The sequence below is a fragment of the Psychrobacter sp. 4Bb genome (genome assembly GCF_002836735.1).
Classification (GTDB): domain Bacteria; phylum Pseudomonadota; class Gammaproteobacteria; order Pseudomonadales; family Moraxellaceae; genus Psychrobacter.
The window spans coordinates 53,652-69,839 of the sequence record NZ_PJAS01000075.1; the positions used below are offsets into that span (position 1 = coordinate 53,652).

The following is a 16,188-nucleotide window of genomic DNA, read 5'->3' on the forward strand; positions in this document are numbered from 1 at the left end:
AGTCTGTCGGTTATTAGAACTGGTTCATCGTGTTCTTGCCGCCGCCAGCTTTCAGAGCGTTATCGCCTGAGAAGATTTCTTTGTGGTCATCGCCAAGGTCAGAACCAGCCATTGCTTGGTGCTTAACACAAGAGATACCTTCGCGGATTTCTTTACGCTGTACGCCAGCTGCATAAGCAAGCATGCCTTCTTCACCGAAGTAGCCTTTAGCAAGTTCATGAACGCTAAGAGCAGTCGTGTGGTAAGTCGGTAGCGTGATTAAGTGATGGAATACACCAGCTTCACGTGACGCGTCACGCTGGAAGTTTTTAGCGGCTACGTCAGCTGCTGCATCAAGTTCAGTACCGTCGTAATCAGCACTCATCAAGTCATCTTTATTGTATGCAGAGATGTCCTTACCTTCTTCTTCCCACTGAGCGATAACTTGCTTACGGAAGTTAAGCGTCCAGTTGAATGATGGGCTGTTGTTGTATACAAGCTTGGCTTTAGGCTGTTGCTCTTTAATACGGTCAACCATCATTTTGATGTGTTCTACGTCTGGAGTCGGTGTTTCGATCCATAGTAGGTCAGCGCCGTTTTCTAGAGCAGTTACGCAGTCAAGTACAACACGGTCAATGTTAGTCTCTTCACGGAACTGATATAGACCGTTAGGTAGACGAACTGGGCGTACTAGTTTGCCATTGTGCTTAAGTAGGCTGTCATTTTCTTGAGCATTTTCTAGCGTTACTTCTTCCATTTCGATGAAATCGATGTATTTAGAAGCAAGGTCACCTGGCTCATTTGATACTGGAATTTTTTGCGTTAGTGATGCGCCTTCAGAGTCAGTACGAGCGACGATAACGCCGTCTTCAACACCAAGCTCTAGGAATGCATAACGGATAGCGTTTAGCTTAGAGATGAAGTCTTCATGCGGTACAGTTACTTTACCAGCCTGGTGACCACATTGCTTAGCGTCAGATACTTGGTTTTCAACCTGAATAGCACAAGCACCAGCTTCGATCATTTGCTTAGTCAATAGGTAAGTAGCTTCTTCATTACCGAAACCTGCATCGATATCAGCGATGATTGGCACAACATGTGAATCAAAGTTTTCAATTTTTTCTAGGATAGCAGAAGTATCTTGGCCAGCTTCTTCAGCAGCGTTTAGCTCACGGAAGTAGTCGTTCAATACTTTAGCATCTGCTTGACGTAAGAAGGTGTAGATTTCTTCGATTAGCTTAGGTACTGACGTCTTTTCGTGCATAGATTGGTCAGGTAGTGGACCAAACTCAGAGCGTAGAGCAGCTACCATCCAACCTGAAAGATAGATATAAGTTTTAGAGGTCGTACCGAAATATTTTTTCTTAGCGTACATAGTTTGCTGTGCAACAAAACCATGCCATGCACCTAAAGACTGCGTGTACTGAGACGTATCATTGTCATAATCTTCCATGTCTTGACGCATGATTTTTGCAGTATATTTTGCGATATCCAAACCCGTCTTGAAACGGTTTTGTGACATCATACGTGCAGCATCAACTTCGCTAATGTTCTGCCAGTTGCCGTGCTTTTGCTTTAATTCACGTACTAAGTCGATCGCTGATTTATATGCAGTTGACATCTATAGTCTCCTTGGTGGGGTGTAAAAACAAATAAGTTAATTGTTAAAATAATGGGTCTGTCGCTTTACTAAAATCTTTGTACTAAAAAGTAATATTCAAAATTTGGTCTATCATTTATCTATTGAAGCTCTATTTACCCTAAACAAACCGCTAGGCTATTACAAGAAATTTGCTGAACTCAACAGTTGAAAATAATTGCTGGTTTATAAATATTTATCGATTCTCACTATATGTCTAAAAGGTATCTGAATACTTAATAGCCAGTGATGTCATAATTGGTAGCAAGAGATGTTACAATAATGAGGCCAATTAACCGTATTTAACGACTGATAAAAACCATTAATATATTACTTAGCGACAATATTTAATCGGATAAAAACAGCTTATGAACTCAAAGTTCACTATCCATGCTGCAAATCCTTTATAGAACTCACTATAACCACCTTACCAAGATTTATCTAATTTATGATAGTTATCTTTGGTATTTCTGTATGATATAATGTTTATATAACAAGGTCTTACGATAGGTTGAATGAGTTATAATGCAGATCTATCAGGAAAAACTAGAACCAAATTAGTAAAAAATAATGAAATTATGCTGTGATAGTGCACAAGTCACCGTAGCAGCACTACAAATGCCAGCCTTAATATGGCGTTTATTCAAAAGCCAAGAGAACCAAATATGAATTTGCAGCGGGTTGATTTAAATTTATTAGTCCATCTAGATGTGTTGCTACGAGAAAAAAACGTTACTCGAGCAGCCGAGCAGCTTGGAATTACTCAGCCTGCTATGAGTAATATCTTGCGCCGTTTGCGTAAGCTGTTTAATGATCCATTATTGGTACGCTCATCTGAGGGTATGACGCCAACTGAACGCGCTCTTGAGCTACAGCCACGTATCCGCGAGATACTCGCTGACTTGACTCAGGTGTTGGAGCCGCGTACCGAATTCCGCCCTTATAGTACCTCTCGTGTGTTCCGTATCATGACATCGGATTATGCTGAAGCGACCCTAGTACCTAAGCTGGTAAAAGCACTACGTTCTGAAGCACCTAATGTGATTTTGGACTTTTTGACTCCATCAGACGTCTCTTATCGAGATATGGAGCAGGGACGAGTTGATTTAGCGATTAACCGTTTTAACGAGATACCTCAAAGTTTCCATCAGGTTCTAGTATGGCGTGATACTTTTAGCTGCCTATTATCTTCTGACAGTCCTTATGCCAATCGTTTTAATCTGAAAAACTACCTTAAAGCACAGCACGTTTGGGTATCTAAAACAGGGATGGGCGTGGGCTTTGGGGTCAATCCAGAAAAATCTGGTGGACTAGGGTCTATCGATCAGGCCTTGCAGCGCCTTGGTCAAAAACGCCAAATCAGTGTCTTTACTCGACATTATCAAATGCCTGCTATGCTTGCAGCAAATAAAGATTTGATAGCGACTTTGCCCACGCGTGTGGCAAGGATGCAGGCAAATAACGACAGCATTATGATGGAAGATCCACCGTTTTTTATTCCTGAGTTTGAGCTTACGATGGCATGGTCTCCTTTGTTGCAGCATCACCCAGCCCATCGCTGGTTACGTCAGTTAATTATGCATGTGGCACGACAAGTCGTCGCTGAAGAAGAAAATCCGCCACAAGAGATACCGGTTATTAATCATTTGTTTTGATTGGTTTGTGTGAGTTGAATCTATCTTTTATTAGAGCGAAATGTTGCTGATTATCTGAATTTTTAGTAAGAGTATTTTTCTTTATCTCCCACTCTATATAGTTATTAGACCAGCCACTAGGCTGGTTTTTTTATGTCATAAGGGTTAATAGTTAGTATATCGAATTTAGCTTTACTTAATAAGTCAGTCACACTATTAACATCTTCAACACACTTCACAATATATTGTAAAACTCTTTATTAAATAGCTTGTTAAGATAACGGCAGATAGAAAACGAGCTACCAATAGGTTGTGCTATCGACGTAAATTTAATAACTAAAACTGTCACAGTAAAATAACTACAAGTGACAGTAAACCCGATTATAAATCCTAAATATAAATTCGAATAATAAGGACAGTAACCATGTCAGACATTACTACTATTAACCCAACCACGGGCGAAGAAATCAGTAACTACAATTATATGAGCAATGACGAAGTCAACAAGATTGTCGATGCTTCACATAACGCATTTCTAGAATGGCGTACAGTGAGTCACGAAGAACGTGGCCGTATCATCAAGTCTATTGGTGATAAGCTGATGGAATATAAAGAAGAGCTGGCTAAGCTGATGACTGAAGAGCGCGGTAAGTTGTATAGCCAGAGCATGCAAGAGATTGATCTCTGTAAAGCCATCTGTGATTACACTGCTGAAAATGGCGTCGCTTCTTTGGCTGATGATGTACGCGATATCGAAAGCATGAAGAAAGGGCTAGTGACGTACCAACCTATCGGTATTATCTATGGCATGCAGCCTTGGAACTTCCCAGCGTATCAGGTATTCCGTTACACCATTGCAAATCTAATGGCGGGTAACAGTGTTTTACTAAAACACGCATCAAACGTAACAGGCTCTGGTTTATTAATTGAAAAAATTCTTCACGAGTCTGAATTACCAAGTGATTTGTTCCGTACGATTATCATTGATCATGACCAGTCAGAAGCATTGATTGGCAATGACAAAGTACGCGGCGTGACACTAACAGGTAGTGACAAAGCAGGTGTAATCGTTGGGCAGCAAGCAGCTAAAGCGATCAAGAAAGCTGTATTAGAACTAGGTTCAAACGATGCATTTATCGTATTAGAAGATGCTGACATCGAAACTGCTGTAGAAACCTGTACTCAAGCACGTTTAATCAATAACGGTGAAACTTGTGTAGCAGCCAAACGCTTTATCGTAGTCGATAGCGTATATGACGAATTCCGCAAGCGTATCGTTGAGAAGTTTGAAGGTACCAAAGCGGGTGATCCAATGGATGACAGCTCAGATATCGGCCCATTAGCACGTGCAGATTTACGTGAGCAGCTACATGAGCAAGTAGAGCAAAGTGTGGCTAAAGGGGCAACGATTGCTGTTGGCGGTAAGGTACCTGAAGGTAAAGGTAGCTTCTATCCAGCAACTATCCTAGAGAACGTCGAAAAAGGCCAACCTGCGTACGATGACGAACTATTTGGCCCTGTCGCTTCATTGATTCGTGCCAAAGATGAAGACGATGCAATGCGCATCGCTAACGACAGTCGTTATGGTTTAGGTGGCGCGATTTTCTCAAAAGACGAGGAGAAAGCCGTTCGTCTAGCACGTGAGCAATTCGATACAGGTATGGTCTATATTAATGGTTATGGTCTTGCCAACCCTGCACTACCATTTGGTGGCGTGAAAAACTCAGGTTATGGTCGTGAGCATGGCGGCTTCGGTATCAAAGAGTTTGTTAACATCAAAGCAGTTCATGTATTCTAAGAATGAACTAACTAGACAAATTAGCTAAATAGATAACTATTTACGATTTTAAATGATAGTAAATAATAAATAGTTATCAAATGAAAAAGCCCAGTTGCTCGTAATGAGTAGCTGGGCTTTTACTGTGCTATATAAAGTAGTATAAAAAGCAGCTTAATAAGCTGAGATTTTTATCCCTCTATCAGCAATTGCAAAGGCAACTTAGGTAAATAAGTTTCCGTTTGCGATGATGTATTATTTACTTCAAGTGATAATACATTTTGTGCTAGTAGTAAAATCGTCCAAGGTAGCAGCTGATGTTCAAGCTTCTGAATCCGTGACTGTAAGCTCTCTGCAGTGTCGTTGATATCGACATTCAATACGGCTTGAGTTAATACCTGACCTGCATCAAGCTCCGCGGTCACTTTATGAATACTACAACCGTGACGACGCTCACCCGCTTGTATGACCCGTTTATGAGTATCTAAACCCTTATAAACCGGAAGTAGAGAAGGGTGAAGGTTAATCATGGGCGCTGGTACATTATCGATAAATGAGCCACTTAATACACGCATAAACCCAGCTAAGACAATCAAATCAGGTTGCCATACTATTAGCTGCTCGTTGGCATGGGTTTCAAATGTTTTGATGCCCATACGTTTACCATTAGCAACGTGTGACAATACTGCAACTGGAATATTGGCATCTTTAGCACGTGTCAATGCATAAGCATCTTCACGGTTACTAATGACACCAACGATTTCAATCGGTAGCGCACCTGCTTGCATGGCATTGATTAACACTTGCAGGTTGCTACCACTTCCTGAGACTAGAACAGCAATACGCAATGGTTTGATAGGCTGGCTTGCGTTATCAATCGACATTAACGGTACACCACTGCATCCGCCTGGTCATCAGTGCTGCGTTTGACCATTTCACCTATTTGCCAAGCTGTCTCGCCTGTATCAGTCAAGGTCTGGATAGCAGCATCTGCTTTGTCTTTTGGCACAACGATGACAAAACCAACGCCGCAGTTAAAGGTACGGTACATCTCGCTCTGCGCGATATTACCTTGGGTCTGTAGCCAAGTGAATAGCTCTGAGAACTGCCAGCTATTAGTATCGATGCTAGCTGCTAGGTTATCAGGTAGTACACGTGGTAAGTTATCCGTTAGACCACCACCTGTGATGTGTGACATCGCATGTAAAGCTGAGCTACCAAGCGTATCTTGTAATGCTTTGATTGCTTTCACATAGATACGGGTAGGAGCCATTAGAGCGTCTTGAATAGGCTGGCCGTCTAGTTGCTCATCGCTACTCGTAACATCCACACCGCTAACTTCGATGACTTTACGAACCAATGAGTAGCCGTTTGAGTGCGCGCCACTTGAGGCAAGGGCAATCAGTACATCGCCTTCTGCGACATTTTCACCAGTGACAACTTCTGCTTCTTCAACCACGCCTACACAAAATCCAGCTAGATCGTAATCGTCGTCTTGATACATGCCTGGCATTTCAGCAGTTTCACCGCCGATAAGCGCACAGTTAGCAAGTTTACAACCATCACCAATACCAGTCACCACAGTCGCCGCTACATCGACATCGAGCTTACCAGTTGCATAATAATCTAAGAAAAATAATGGCTCTGCGCCGCAAACCAATAGATCATTGACGCACATCGCGACCAAATCAATACCAATCGTGTCATGACGGTTCAGCTGTAGGGCCAGTTTTAGTTTGGTGCCGACGCCATCAGTGCCAGAAACCAATAATGGTGAGGTATAACCTGTTGGGATACGGCACAACGCACCAAAACCGCCAAGTCCACCCACGACTTCAGGACGAGTAGTGGCTTTTGCAACGGACTTGATTCGCTGAACCAAAGCATCGCCTGCATCGATATCAACACCGGCATCTTTGTAGCTTAAAGAAGGCTTGTCACTCATAGTCATCTCACAGTTGGGGATAGATAATTGGGGTTAGAAGGTAAAGTAATTGAGCACGCAAAAATCAGCGTTATAAAGTTCAAAAGCAAAGTTTAAAGACAGTGCGCGCATTATACCCAAAAACAGACCGTACTCGCAAAGCAACTTGCCAATATTTGACTAAGATTTGCATTAAGTGGCAAATAAGCCGTTAAGAAACAAAAAATGACTGATTTTTTGTTGTACTCTGCGATAATAGAACGCTAAATTTATTGTCAATAATGGCCTTAATACAAGTCCAAATGTGATTGACAGAATAAAAAATACTAAACATAAATTTATCAAAAGTTAGGCTTTTTAGGAACGTTGATACGTCTCAGTTTAGCTAGCTAAAACTAATGAGAAAAGAAAGCAATTCGCCTAGTGATACATCGTGATGGCTGTAGTTATATCATTTAGAAATCGCTATCACTGACCGACTCACTGCCACTTTTTTAAACCTGTCACTTTTTTAACCTCGTCCAACTATAGGATTACTTGCCATGATGAATCAACCAATAGATCCTTTTTTTCGGCGTTTATTTATTGTCGTGGCGTTAGTTGTGGCTGTGTTTCTTTTGTATTTAATGATGCCCGTCATCGTGCCTTTCGTTTTTGCCTTTATGCTGGCTTACCTATTTAATCCTCTAGTCAAGCGCCTATCAAAATACATCAAGCGTTGGGTCGCGATTATTATCGTCTACTCGACAATTACTTTGGGGATGGCGTTATTATTATGGTGGTTGGTACCGACATTGTGGCATCAGTTGCAAGCGGCGTGGGATTATTTGCCAAAGATATTTAATTGGTACAATCAAGTAGTACGAGAGTGGTTCAATAGTAATACTCGTATCAAATTGCCCCAATTAGAGTCTAAAGAGTTTTCCGATACTCTCGTCGATTATATGCAAACGAACTATAAGTTCGCTGATGCTAGCACCATGATGAGCCAAATACTGACTTCAAGTATGAACTTTATCAATAATGCAGGTCTGATTGTATTGGTGCCTATTTTGACATTCTACTTCCTATTTAATTGGGATCAGCGTTTGCATAACTGGAAGATGGCGATACCAGGTGCTTACTGTCAAAAAGTGACTGAAATAGCTAAAGAATGTGATCTGGCATTGATGGCATTTATTAAAGGTCAATTGCTAGTGATGGTATTGCTAGGCGCTATTTATGCCGTACAGTTGCAGCTTATTGGGCTAGAGCTTGGGCTTATCATTGGTATGGTAGCAGGCATTGCCAGTTTTGTGCCGTATTTAGGATTTGGTATTGGTTTTATCGCAGCTATTATAGCCTGCCTATTTCAGTTCGGATTGGACTGGACGTATTTGTCATTGGTCGTAGGTGCGTTCTTGATTGGACAAGCTGCAGAGGGTTATATCCTGCAGCCGTTACTCTTAGGTGATAAGATTGGTCTATCGCCATTGTGGGTCATATTTGCCGTATTGGCAGGTGCCAGTCTATTAGGTTTTGTCGGTATGCTAATCGCCTTGCCAGTGTCCGCTGTCTTGAATGTCCTGTTCCGCCATTTATACAACTATTATCGAACGACTGACTTTTATAAAGGCCGTAAACAACTGGCATTGTTTGAAAAAAGATAATTATCTTATTATTGAATACACTAGATAAAGATTGCTATGTAATATTAAGATAGGAACGCAATGATTGATAAGGCTTAATGGGTAAAAGACTTGTCAGTCATTTTGTAAATATGTTATATATAGGCGCAGTGTTGATAGTATCAACCGTTTTGGTACCAGTTTTGCTAACGTTGTTTTCGACAAAGCGACTGACCGATTTTTGCAAAGGCTATAGGGTCATTACTTACAGCTGTATCGGCTAGTATTGACAGTAATGAATACAGCTCAAAGTAACCTATCTTTTCTATTATATTTTTCCATTGCACTACGCAACACGAGTTGATGATTCATGGCAGAAGCACAGCTAAGTCTCAATCTGGACATTAAGCATGATGCAAGTCTCAGCGACTTTGCCGGTCCCGGTTGGATGTCGATTATTGATGCAGTACGGCAGTTACATGTCGGCCTGATCGGTCAACTATATCTGTTTGGTAGCCCTGCTACAGGTAAGTCTCATTTGCTGTCTGCTATTTGCGAGTCGTTTATCGAGATGGACAAATCGGCTATCTGTTTGTCGCTTAATGAGCTGATTCATACAGATGTCCACGTACTATCCTCTTTAGAAAACTTTGATCTGATTGCCATCGATGATTTGGAAGTGCTTGAGCAAAGCAGTCAGTGGCAAGAAGCTTTATTTCACCTGATCAATCGTAGCCGAGAAGGACAGCGCCAGTTATTGTTTGCCGCTAATAAACCAGCTGATGGTTTGCCGTTCCAGTTAAGAGATTTAATGACTCGCTTGGCACAAGCACCGACCTTTAAAGTACCTACTGGGCATGATTTGGCAGACAGACAAGCATTGTTACAGTCTATTTTGCGTCGGCGCGGATGGCAGTTTGACGATCGAATTATTGATCACTTACTAACTGATGGACCGCATCGTATCGGTGCGATGATGGAAGTACTTAATTATATTCAACCAATGTTTTCTAACCTTGGTCGCAGTAATATCTCAAAAGCTGTAATAAGCGATGCTCTACGTACCATTGATGAGCAAACGCTTGCAGCGGAGCTGGCAGATATCGCTCAAGAGACGCAAGTAAATAACGATATGCCTGATCAGGACCAACATACGATGCCACTTGATTTTTAGCAGCAAGACTTCTGGCAGTAAAAAAACCAATTACCGTAAGAACACGAATCTTTTGTCCAACTCGCTTTTACTATTAATGGAATAACTTATGAAATCGAATACTTTTTTGCTAAAGAAATTAACGATAGGCACGTTGTTGGTGGGGGCTGCCTCGGTTTCTATGTTGTCACAGGCAGCAGTGACTCTACAGGTTGATGACCATATCAAAGTAACTGCTATTAATGGGCAGGAAATTCAGCAGAGCGCTTTTCAGCCGCTGCAAAAAACATTTACGTTACAGCCTGGACAACATGCTATTACTGCTAAGTATGACCGTTTATATAACTTGCGTCGTGATGAGCATGATTATTTGCGTTCAGGTAATGTCAGTGTGACGGCACAATTGGCCGACAATCAAACATATCGTTTGACTATGCCTGACCAACCAGAAGGTTATGAAGCTGCTAGAGAGTATGCCAAGCAGCCTACGCTCGCTGTGCAACAAAACAATACTGTCATTGCTAGCCAGCAAAGTATGGCCGGTAACCAAGGCGGACTATTTTCAGGCCTTGGTAAAGCACTGGGCGGCGTGTTCGGCGGTGCAGGTGATGCAGAGCTACAGAACCAACGTGCTATTGCCTCTTTAGATCAACCAGTAGTGAATTCTACTAGCAACGTCAATACTGGCACGACCACTGTTAAGCAAGCTACTAGCTTAAACACTTCTACTAGTACGCTAGATACGTTTATGCAAGTTTGGCTACAAGCCACGCCTGCTGAACGTGAAAAAATGCGTCAATGGATCGAAAAATAAATCAGTCTTCTCTAAAAGATTGACAATAAAAAAGCACCTAATTAGGTGCTTTTTTATTGTTTAAAACTTGATACTCATTAGGCTTATTAAAATTCAGCCTAGTAAAATCTAACGATTCTTAACCCAAAAATGCGTTGTACATCCATACCAGTTTTTCTTGCTCTTGTACGTAGGCATCGACTAAGTCAGCTGAACCTTGGTCTTCGCTCTCTTCTGCTAACGCTGATACTTGGCGTTGCTCTGCAATTAACGCTTGTAAGCCAGTGACTACGCCTTTGACACAGCTTGTGCCATCTTTGACGTTTTTGTCTTCACTAATACTAGTATGCTGCATAAAATCGCTATAAGCGTGAAGTGGTGTACCACCCAACGTCAAAATACGCTCAGCGATTTCATCAATTTGTAATTGTAGTGACGTATATAGCTCTTCAAATTGTGGATGCAAAGTAAAGAAATGCTCACCTTTTACATTCCAGTGATAGCCACGTACGTTTAGATAAAACACGTGATACGTCGATAGTAGGTTGTTCAACTTGGCGATGACTTCGCTCATGTCTGCTTTTTCTAGACCGATCTGGTTAGTAGCATTGTTAGAATTGCTCATAGTATTGTCCTTATAGTGTGAGTGTAGTTATATGATAATAAATAAAGAAGAATAAAGACTCTAATCAATTGAAATACAGCGAAAATACTTTAGTTTTTATCTGTACCTATCAATATAAACTCTATCTCTTCCTTTGATGCTTATAATAATAGCAAACTATTATTAATAAGTTAAATTTAATAAATACAATTTTACGATTGGTTTTATAAAACTAAAACCAAATCTCTCTACTATTTTTCTAAACGATAGAGAGACCTCATTACATTTACGCTGGTGGCTGCAAGTTTTCAGGATTTAAGCCTTTAACGGGAACCACTTCTTGTAAATGTTGACGTATCGTATCGATAGGAAACTTCTGTGCTTGCAAGCGTTTCGGTACGATTTGGCTACCTTGCTGACCTTTTAGCTCAAACATCATAAAGATATAGTCGTCAGTCTCATCCCAGCTCTTGATAGAGGTCCAAGGAATAACCGCTTGCTGAGTTGCGCCTGCACGCATTTGCATACCGCGCATTTGCGAGTTTTTCATCATATCAGGCTGGTTGCTTGGCATCGCCATGACTAGACCATGCTTTTGTACACCTAACTTCATTTGGCGCATTTCATCTGGCATCTCTTGGTCGGCCACTTGTTTGTCAAACTCTCTTTTTACGTACCATTTAAAACCTAAAGTACGCGCCAATAGATATATCACCACACCAACCAGCATTAACCAAAATATAATGGTTGAATAGCCTGTTACAAAGATAAGTCCTGCAATAGCAAGTACCACAACCACTGCCATGATGATCCACTCTTTGGTCTTAAAGCTTGATAAACCAAAAGACGGGCTGGCACTGGCAAACAGTTCATACTGTGCTTGGTGAAATTCAGCCTCAGTCAGGTTTAAGGCGACAGGTTGGAGCGTGTAGGGGTACAGGGCCATAAAGGTTTCTCAAATACTTATATTAAAAGCGTTGGATTAAAACTGCCAAAGCGAAGCAGCGATGCTGTACTTGGCTAGAAGTGAATAAAGGTATGCGCTTATCTTACCGAAAAGTACTCCTAAATGAAACATATAAGCAAGACTGTTCACGGATAGATGTCATATTAATGACGTAGTTTACGCTCTATACTCAGCTTACTAAGACTAGACGAAAGCAAAAGTGAGAAAGTAAAAACAGAATAACTTGTGATAAGTGATTAGCACAATGAACAAAAGCTGGTGAAAGTCAGCCAAAAACAGTGAAAAGCAGTCAAAGACATCCAAAACATGGTCAAATCTGCCGTGTCTTGGTATTATAGCGACTACAAGATATGTTGATATAAAACATAACGTCATAGCCAGTTATCACAAAGACCGTGATAGCGATACGCTAGGCAATTACCCTATTAATAATACTTTTAAACCTTTTACTCACCTTTAGTGTTACAGGCAACTACTATGATTGATCCGAAACTCTTACGCGGCGATTTAAGCGACCTACAGCAGCAGCTAGCCACCCGTGGCTATGAGCTTGATATGGAGTTCTGGCAGACGATTGAAAACGAGCGTAAGTCTCTACAAGTCAAAACCGAAGAGTTGCAATCGCGCCGTAATGCTGGTGCAAAGCAAGTAGGTGCCCTAAAAAAATCAGGCGAAGATGCCAGTGAGCTATTGGCTGAGATGCAAAGCGTTAGCGGTGAGATTAAAGCTGCTGAAGACGAGCTACGTACGCTACAAGAGCGTATCACTCAAGCGGCTTTGCAAATTCCGAATATTCCGGCGGCGGATGTACCAGTCGGTACGTCAGAAGACGATAACGTAGAAGTGCGCAAATGGGGCACGCCGCGTGAGTTTGATTTTGAAATTCAAGATCATACGCATATCGGTGAGACGCTTGGTATGCTGGACTTTGAAGCAGCGACTAAGTTAACTGGTAGCCGTTTTAACGTGCTTAAAGGGCAATTGGCGCAAATGCATCGCGCACTAATTCAATTTATGTTGAACACGCACACGATGAAGTACGGTTATCTTGAGACCTATGTACCTTATATCGTTAATAGCGATAGTCTAAAGGGTACGGGTCAGTTGCCTAAGTTTGAAGATGATTTGTTTAAGCTGAGCAATCACACGAATAATGATGAGATGGATTTTTACCTTATTCCAACCGCTGAAGTGCCAATGACCAACTTGGTACGCGGCGAGCGTTTGGATATTAAAGAGCTACCGCTAAAATTCACCGCGCATACGCCATGTTTCCGCAGTGAAGCGGGCTCACACGGGCGTGATACTCGCGGCTTGATTCGTCAGCATCAGTTTGAAAAAGTTGAGATGGTCAATATTGCTACGGCTGAGCAGTCTGATGAATTGCTTGAGGCAATGACTGGACAAGCTGAATATATCTTGCAGCAGTTGAACCTACCATACCGCACGGTACAGTTATGTACAGGTGATATGGGTTTCGCAGCCCAAAAGACCTATGACATCGAAGTATGGCTACCAAGCCAAGATACCTATCGTGAAATCTCTAGCTGCTCTAACTGTGGTGATTTCCAAGCGCGCCGTATGGGTACTCGTGTCAAAGATGGCAAACAAACTAGCTTGGCTCATACTTTGAACGGTTCGGGTTTGGCGGTTGGTCGTACGCTACTAGCAGTGATGGAAAATCATCAAAACGCTGATGGCAGCATTACGATTCCAGAAGTATTGCGTCCGTTTATGGGCGGTGCTGAGACTATTTCAGTTTAATAAATTGACTATAAGTAATGAGCTGCTTGTCACTTAGGTCACTCGCAGCTTGTTGTTTATAACTTAAATCAAAGATCGTTACTGCTTATCGTTTAACAAAACTGATGTGAGTCATTGCTAAATATAAACGGTCTTGTCACCGCATTTTTGGCTAGGCTCATAGCAAATATGTTAATATTGCATTTTTATTTTATAGCCTATCCGTTGAAAATGCCTGTTGTGTTTTTGATGGATTATCCTCTGAGTAAACTCTCCTCTTATCTTCATACTACTCATTCGAATATTAGGACACTCTATGCCAGCTCCAATTAGCGAACGTAAACTAGCCAATGCCATCCGTGTACTGTCGTTTGACGCGGTTCAAAAAGCCAACTCTGGACATCCGGGTGCGCCAATGGGTATGGCTGATATTGCCGAAGTTTTGTGGCGCAAATTTTTGAAGCACAATCCAGCTGATCCTAATTGGCACAACCGTGATCGCTTTGTACTGTCAAACGGTCATGGCTCGATGCTTGTTTATTCATTGCTACATTTATCAGGTTACGATGTGAGCGTTGATGACCTTAAAGGTTTCCGTCAGCTGCATTCAAAAACCCCAGGTCACCCTGAACTTGGTTACACGCCTGGTGTAGAAACGACGACTGGTCCACTAGGACAAGGTATTGCTAATGCCGTTGGTTTTGCAATCGCAGAAAAGACGCTAGCCGCGCAGTTCAATCGTGACGGTCATAACATCGTTGACCATCATACTTATGCGTTCTTGGGCGATGGCTGCTTGATGGAAGGTATCAGTCATGAAGTTTGCTCGCTGGCTGGCACGTTGGCGCTTGGCAAGTTGGTATTCTTCTATGATGACAATGGCATCTCAATCGATGGTAATGTCGAAGGTTGGTTCACTGACGATACCGAAGCGCGTTTTGAGTCTTACGGCTGGCAAGTGATCAAAGTTGACGGTCATGATACTGATGCAATCACGCAAGCAACGGAACAAGCAATTGCAGAAACTGCTAAGCCAAGTCTAATTATTTGTAAAACCACGATCGGTGCGGGTAGCCCGAACAAACAAGGCCTTGCGGCTAGTCATGGCGCGCCACTTGGTGATGATGAAATTGCCTTGACTCGCGATGCACTGTCTTGGAAGCATGCCCCATTTGAATTAGATGACGAAATCTATGAAGCATGGGATGCCAAAGCCAAAGGCGACGTACAGCAAAAGAACTGGGACGCAGACTTTGAAGCGTACAAAAAAGCCTATCCAGAGCTTGCAGCAGAACTATCACGCCGTCTCAATGGCGAGTTACCTGCTGACTTTGCTAGCCAAGCGCAAGCGTATATTCAGCAAACGCAAGAAGCGGGTGGCGATGTCGCTAGTCGTAAAGCGAGCCAAAATGCTATCAATAGCTTGCAGCCGTTGTTGCCAGAACTATTGGGCGGTTCAGCCGATCTAGCGGGCTCAAACCTCACGCTATTTAAAGGCGCTAAAGGTATCGAAAAAGATGCTGATGGCAACTACATCTACTACGGCGTACGCGAGTTCGGTATGACCGCGATTGCCAATGGTATCGCATTGCATGGTGGCTTCATCCCTTACGTAGCGACGTTCCTGATGTTTATGGAGTACGCTCGTAACGCGGTACGCATGGGCGCACTGATGAAGCAGCGCGTCATCCACGTCTATACTCATGACTCTATCGGTCTGGGTGAAGATGGCCCAACGCATCAGCCAGTTGAGCAATTGACTAGCCTACGTACTACGCCAAACCTACGTACGTGGCGTCCGTGTGATGCGACTGAATCTGCCAGCGCTTGGGTAGAAGCAATCAAGTCTGAAAACAACCCATCAGCATTGATCTTTAGCCGTCAGAGCTTGCCACATCAAGCACGTGATAGCGAGCAAGTAGCCAACATCACCAAAGGTGGTTATGTACTTGCGAAAGAGCAGGGCGAGCTACAAGCAATCATCATCGCCACTGGTTCAGAAGTTGGCCTAGCGATGGAAGCGTATGAAAAACTAAGCGCAAATGGCGTTGGCGTCCGTGTGGTCTCTATGCCCTGTGCTGAGATTTTCGTCGAGCAAGATGCTAGCTATCGCGAAGCGGTATTGCCTGCCAATATTCGTGCTCGCGTCGCAGTAGAAGCCGCGCATGTGGATTACTGGTATAAGTTCGTTGGTCTAGATGGCAAAGTCATCGGTATGACGACTTATGGTGAATCTGCTCCTGCTAGCGACTTGTATAAAGAGTTTGGTATTACCACTGATGCTGTGGTTGAAGCGGTAAATAGTTTGGTGTAATAAATCTAACTTAGTTAATGTTTAAACAAAAAAGAGCTACCGGAGAAATCTGGT

General features: G+C 42.4%; 12 protein-coding genes. 7 read left to right on the top strand and 5 right to left on the bottom strand.

Features of this window, described 5'->3' with window-relative positions:
- Nucleotides 1-13: 13 nt before the first annotated feature.
- Nucleotides 14-1,600, bottom strand: a complete 1,587-nt coding sequence (locus CXF60_RS12960; RefSeq protein ID WP_101206309.1) for an isocitrate lyase — start codon at nucleotides 1,598-1,600, stop codon at nucleotides 14-16.
- Between the two features lie 683 nt (nucleotides 1,601-2,283).
- On the opposite strand from CXF60_RS12960, the gene CXF60_RS12965 reads away from it, so the two are divergent.
- Together CXF60_RS12965 and CXF60_RS12970 are read left to right on the top strand one after the other, a co-directional pair.
- A complete protein-coding gene (locus CXF60_RS12965; RefSeq protein ID WP_057761159.1) occupies nucleotides 2,284-3,273 on the top strand; it encodes a LysR family transcriptional regulator in 990 nt (329 codons plus the stop codon).
- A gap of 403 nt (nucleotides 3,274-3,676) precedes the next feature.
- Nucleotides 3,677-5,050 (top strand): NAD-dependent succinate-semialdehyde dehydrogenase, encoded by a 1,374-nt coding sequence (locus CXF60_RS12970; RefSeq protein ID WP_102092262.1) that lies wholly within the window; start codon nucleotides 3,677-3,679, stop codon nucleotides 5,048-5,050.
- Nucleotides 5,051-5,220: 170 nt separating this feature from the next.
- Here the strand turns inward: CXF60_RS12970 and purN are convergent, their stop codons facing one another.
- Both purN and purM read right to left on the bottom strand, forming a co-directional pair.
- Nucleotides 5,221-5,913, bottom strand: coding sequence for a phosphoribosylglycinamide formyltransferase (gene purN, locus CXF60_RS12975; protein WP_102092263.1), 693 nt, complete (start codon nucleotides 5,911-5,913; stop codon nucleotides 5,221-5,223).
- Nucleotides 5,913-6,974, bottom strand: coding sequence for a phosphoribosylformylglycinamidine cyclo-ligase (purM, locus tag CXF60_RS12980; RefSeq protein WP_102092264.1), 1,062 nt, complete (start codon nucleotides 6,972-6,974; stop codon nucleotides 5,913-5,915). Before purM ends, purN begins: the two co-directional genes overlap by 1 nt.
- Before the next feature lie 521 nt (nucleotides 6,975-7,495).
- Here purM and CXF60_RS12985 point away from each other — a divergent pair.
- The 3 genes from CXF60_RS12985 to CXF60_RS12995 all read left to right on the top strand — a co-directional run bounded on the left by CXF60_RS12985 (nucleotide 7,496) and on the right by CXF60_RS12995 (nucleotide 10,527).
- On the top strand, nucleotides 7,496-8,602 hold the full coding sequence (locus CXF60_RS12985; protein ID WP_057761151.1) for an AI-2E family transporter: 1,107 nt from the start codon (nucleotides 7,496-7,498) through the stop codon (nucleotides 8,600-8,602).
- 328 nt (nucleotides 8,603-8,930) lie between these two features.
- Nucleotides 8,931-9,734 (top strand): DnaA regulatory inactivator Hda, encoded by an 804-nt coding sequence (gene hda, locus CXF60_RS12990; protein WP_102092265.1) that lies wholly within the window; start codon nucleotides 8,931-8,933, stop codon nucleotides 9,732-9,734.
- An 88-nt stretch (nucleotides 9,735-9,822) separates the two neighbouring features.
- Complete coding sequence (locus CXF60_RS12995) at nucleotides 9,823-10,527, top strand: DUF2057 family protein (RefSeq protein ID WP_102092266.1); 705 nt, start codon at nucleotides 9,823-9,825, stop codon at nucleotides 10,525-10,527.
- Between the two features lie 118 nt (nucleotides 10,528-10,645).
- On the opposite strand, the gene CXF60_RS13000 is transcribed toward CXF60_RS12995, so the two are convergent.
- The gene (locus tag CXF60_RS13000; protein ID WP_102092267.1) at nucleotides 10,646-11,131 is read right to left on the bottom strand and encodes a Dps family protein; all 486 of its coding nucleotides are present in this window, start codon (nucleotides 11,129-11,131) and stop codon (nucleotides 10,646-10,648) included.
- Between the two features lie 265 nt (nucleotides 11,132-11,396).
- Nucleotides 11,397-12,056 carry a YcxB family protein gene (locus CXF60_RS13005; RefSeq protein ID WP_101206317.1) on the bottom strand — a complete coding sequence of 220 codons (660 nt, stop codon included), beginning with the start codon at nucleotides 12,054-12,056 and terminating at the stop codon, nucleotides 11,397-11,399.
- Nucleotides 12,057-12,554: 498 nt separating this feature from the next.
- Here CXF60_RS13005 and serS point away from each other — a divergent pair, with 498 nt between their 5' ends.
- Together serS and tkt are read left to right on the top strand one after the other, a co-directional pair.
- A complete protein-coding gene (gene serS / locus CXF60_RS13010) occupies nucleotides 12,555-13,841 on the top strand; it encodes a serine--tRNA ligase (protein ID WP_102092268.1) in 1,287 nt (428 codons plus the stop codon).
- Between the two features lie 295 nt (nucleotides 13,842-14,136).
- Nucleotides 14,137-16,134 carry a transketolase gene (gene tkt, locus CXF60_RS13015; protein ID WP_102092269.1) on the top strand — a complete coding sequence of 666 codons (1,998 nt, stop codon included), beginning with the start codon at nucleotides 14,137-14,139 and terminating at the stop codon, nucleotides 16,132-16,134.
- Nucleotides 16,135-16,188: the final 54 nt, after the last annotated feature.

Bases quoted from the DNA above. Each gene is read 5' to 3' on its own strand.
- CXF60_RS12960 (WP_101206309.1), bottom strand. From the start codon at position 1,600: ATGTCAACTGCATATAAATCAGCGATCGACTTAGTACGTGAATTAAAG.
- CXF60_RS12965 (WP_057761159.1), top strand. From the start codon at position 2,284: ATGAATTTGCAGCGGGTTGATTTAAATTTATTAGTCCATCTAGATGTG.
- CXF60_RS12970 (WP_102092262.1), top strand. From the start codon at position 3,677: ATGTCAGACATTACTACTATTAACCCAACCACGGGCGAAGAAATCAGT.
- purN (WP_102092263.1), bottom strand. From the start codon at position 5,913: ATGTCGATTGATAACGCAAGCCAGCCTATCAAACCATTGCGTATTGCT.
- purM (WP_102092264.1), bottom strand. From the start codon at position 6,974: ATGAGTGACAAGCCTTCTTTAAGCTACAAAGATGCCGGTGTTGATATC.
- CXF60_RS12985 (WP_057761151.1), top strand. From the start codon at position 7,496: ATGATGAATCAACCAATAGATCCTTTTTTTCGGCGTTTATTTATTGTC.
- hda (WP_102092265.1), top strand. From the start codon at position 8,931: ATGGCAGAAGCACAGCTAAGTCTCAATCTGGACATTAAGCATGATGCA.
- CXF60_RS12995 (WP_102092266.1), top strand. From the start codon at position 9,823: ATGAAATCGAATACTTTTTTGCTAAAGAAATTAACGATAGGCACGTTG.
- CXF60_RS13000 (WP_102092267.1), bottom strand. From the start codon at position 11,131: ATGAGCAATTCTAACAATGCTACTAACCAGATCGGTCTAGAAAAAGCA.
- CXF60_RS13005 (WP_101206317.1), bottom strand. From the start codon at position 12,056: ATGGCCCTGTACCCCTACACGCTCCAACCTGTCGCCTTAAACCTGACT.
- serS (WP_102092268.1), top strand. From the start codon at position 12,555: ATGATTGATCCGAAACTCTTACGCGGCGATTTAAGCGACCTACAGCAG.
- tkt (WP_102092269.1), top strand. From the start codon at position 14,137: ATGCCAGCTCCAATTAGCGAACGTAAACTAGCCAATGCCATCCGTGTA.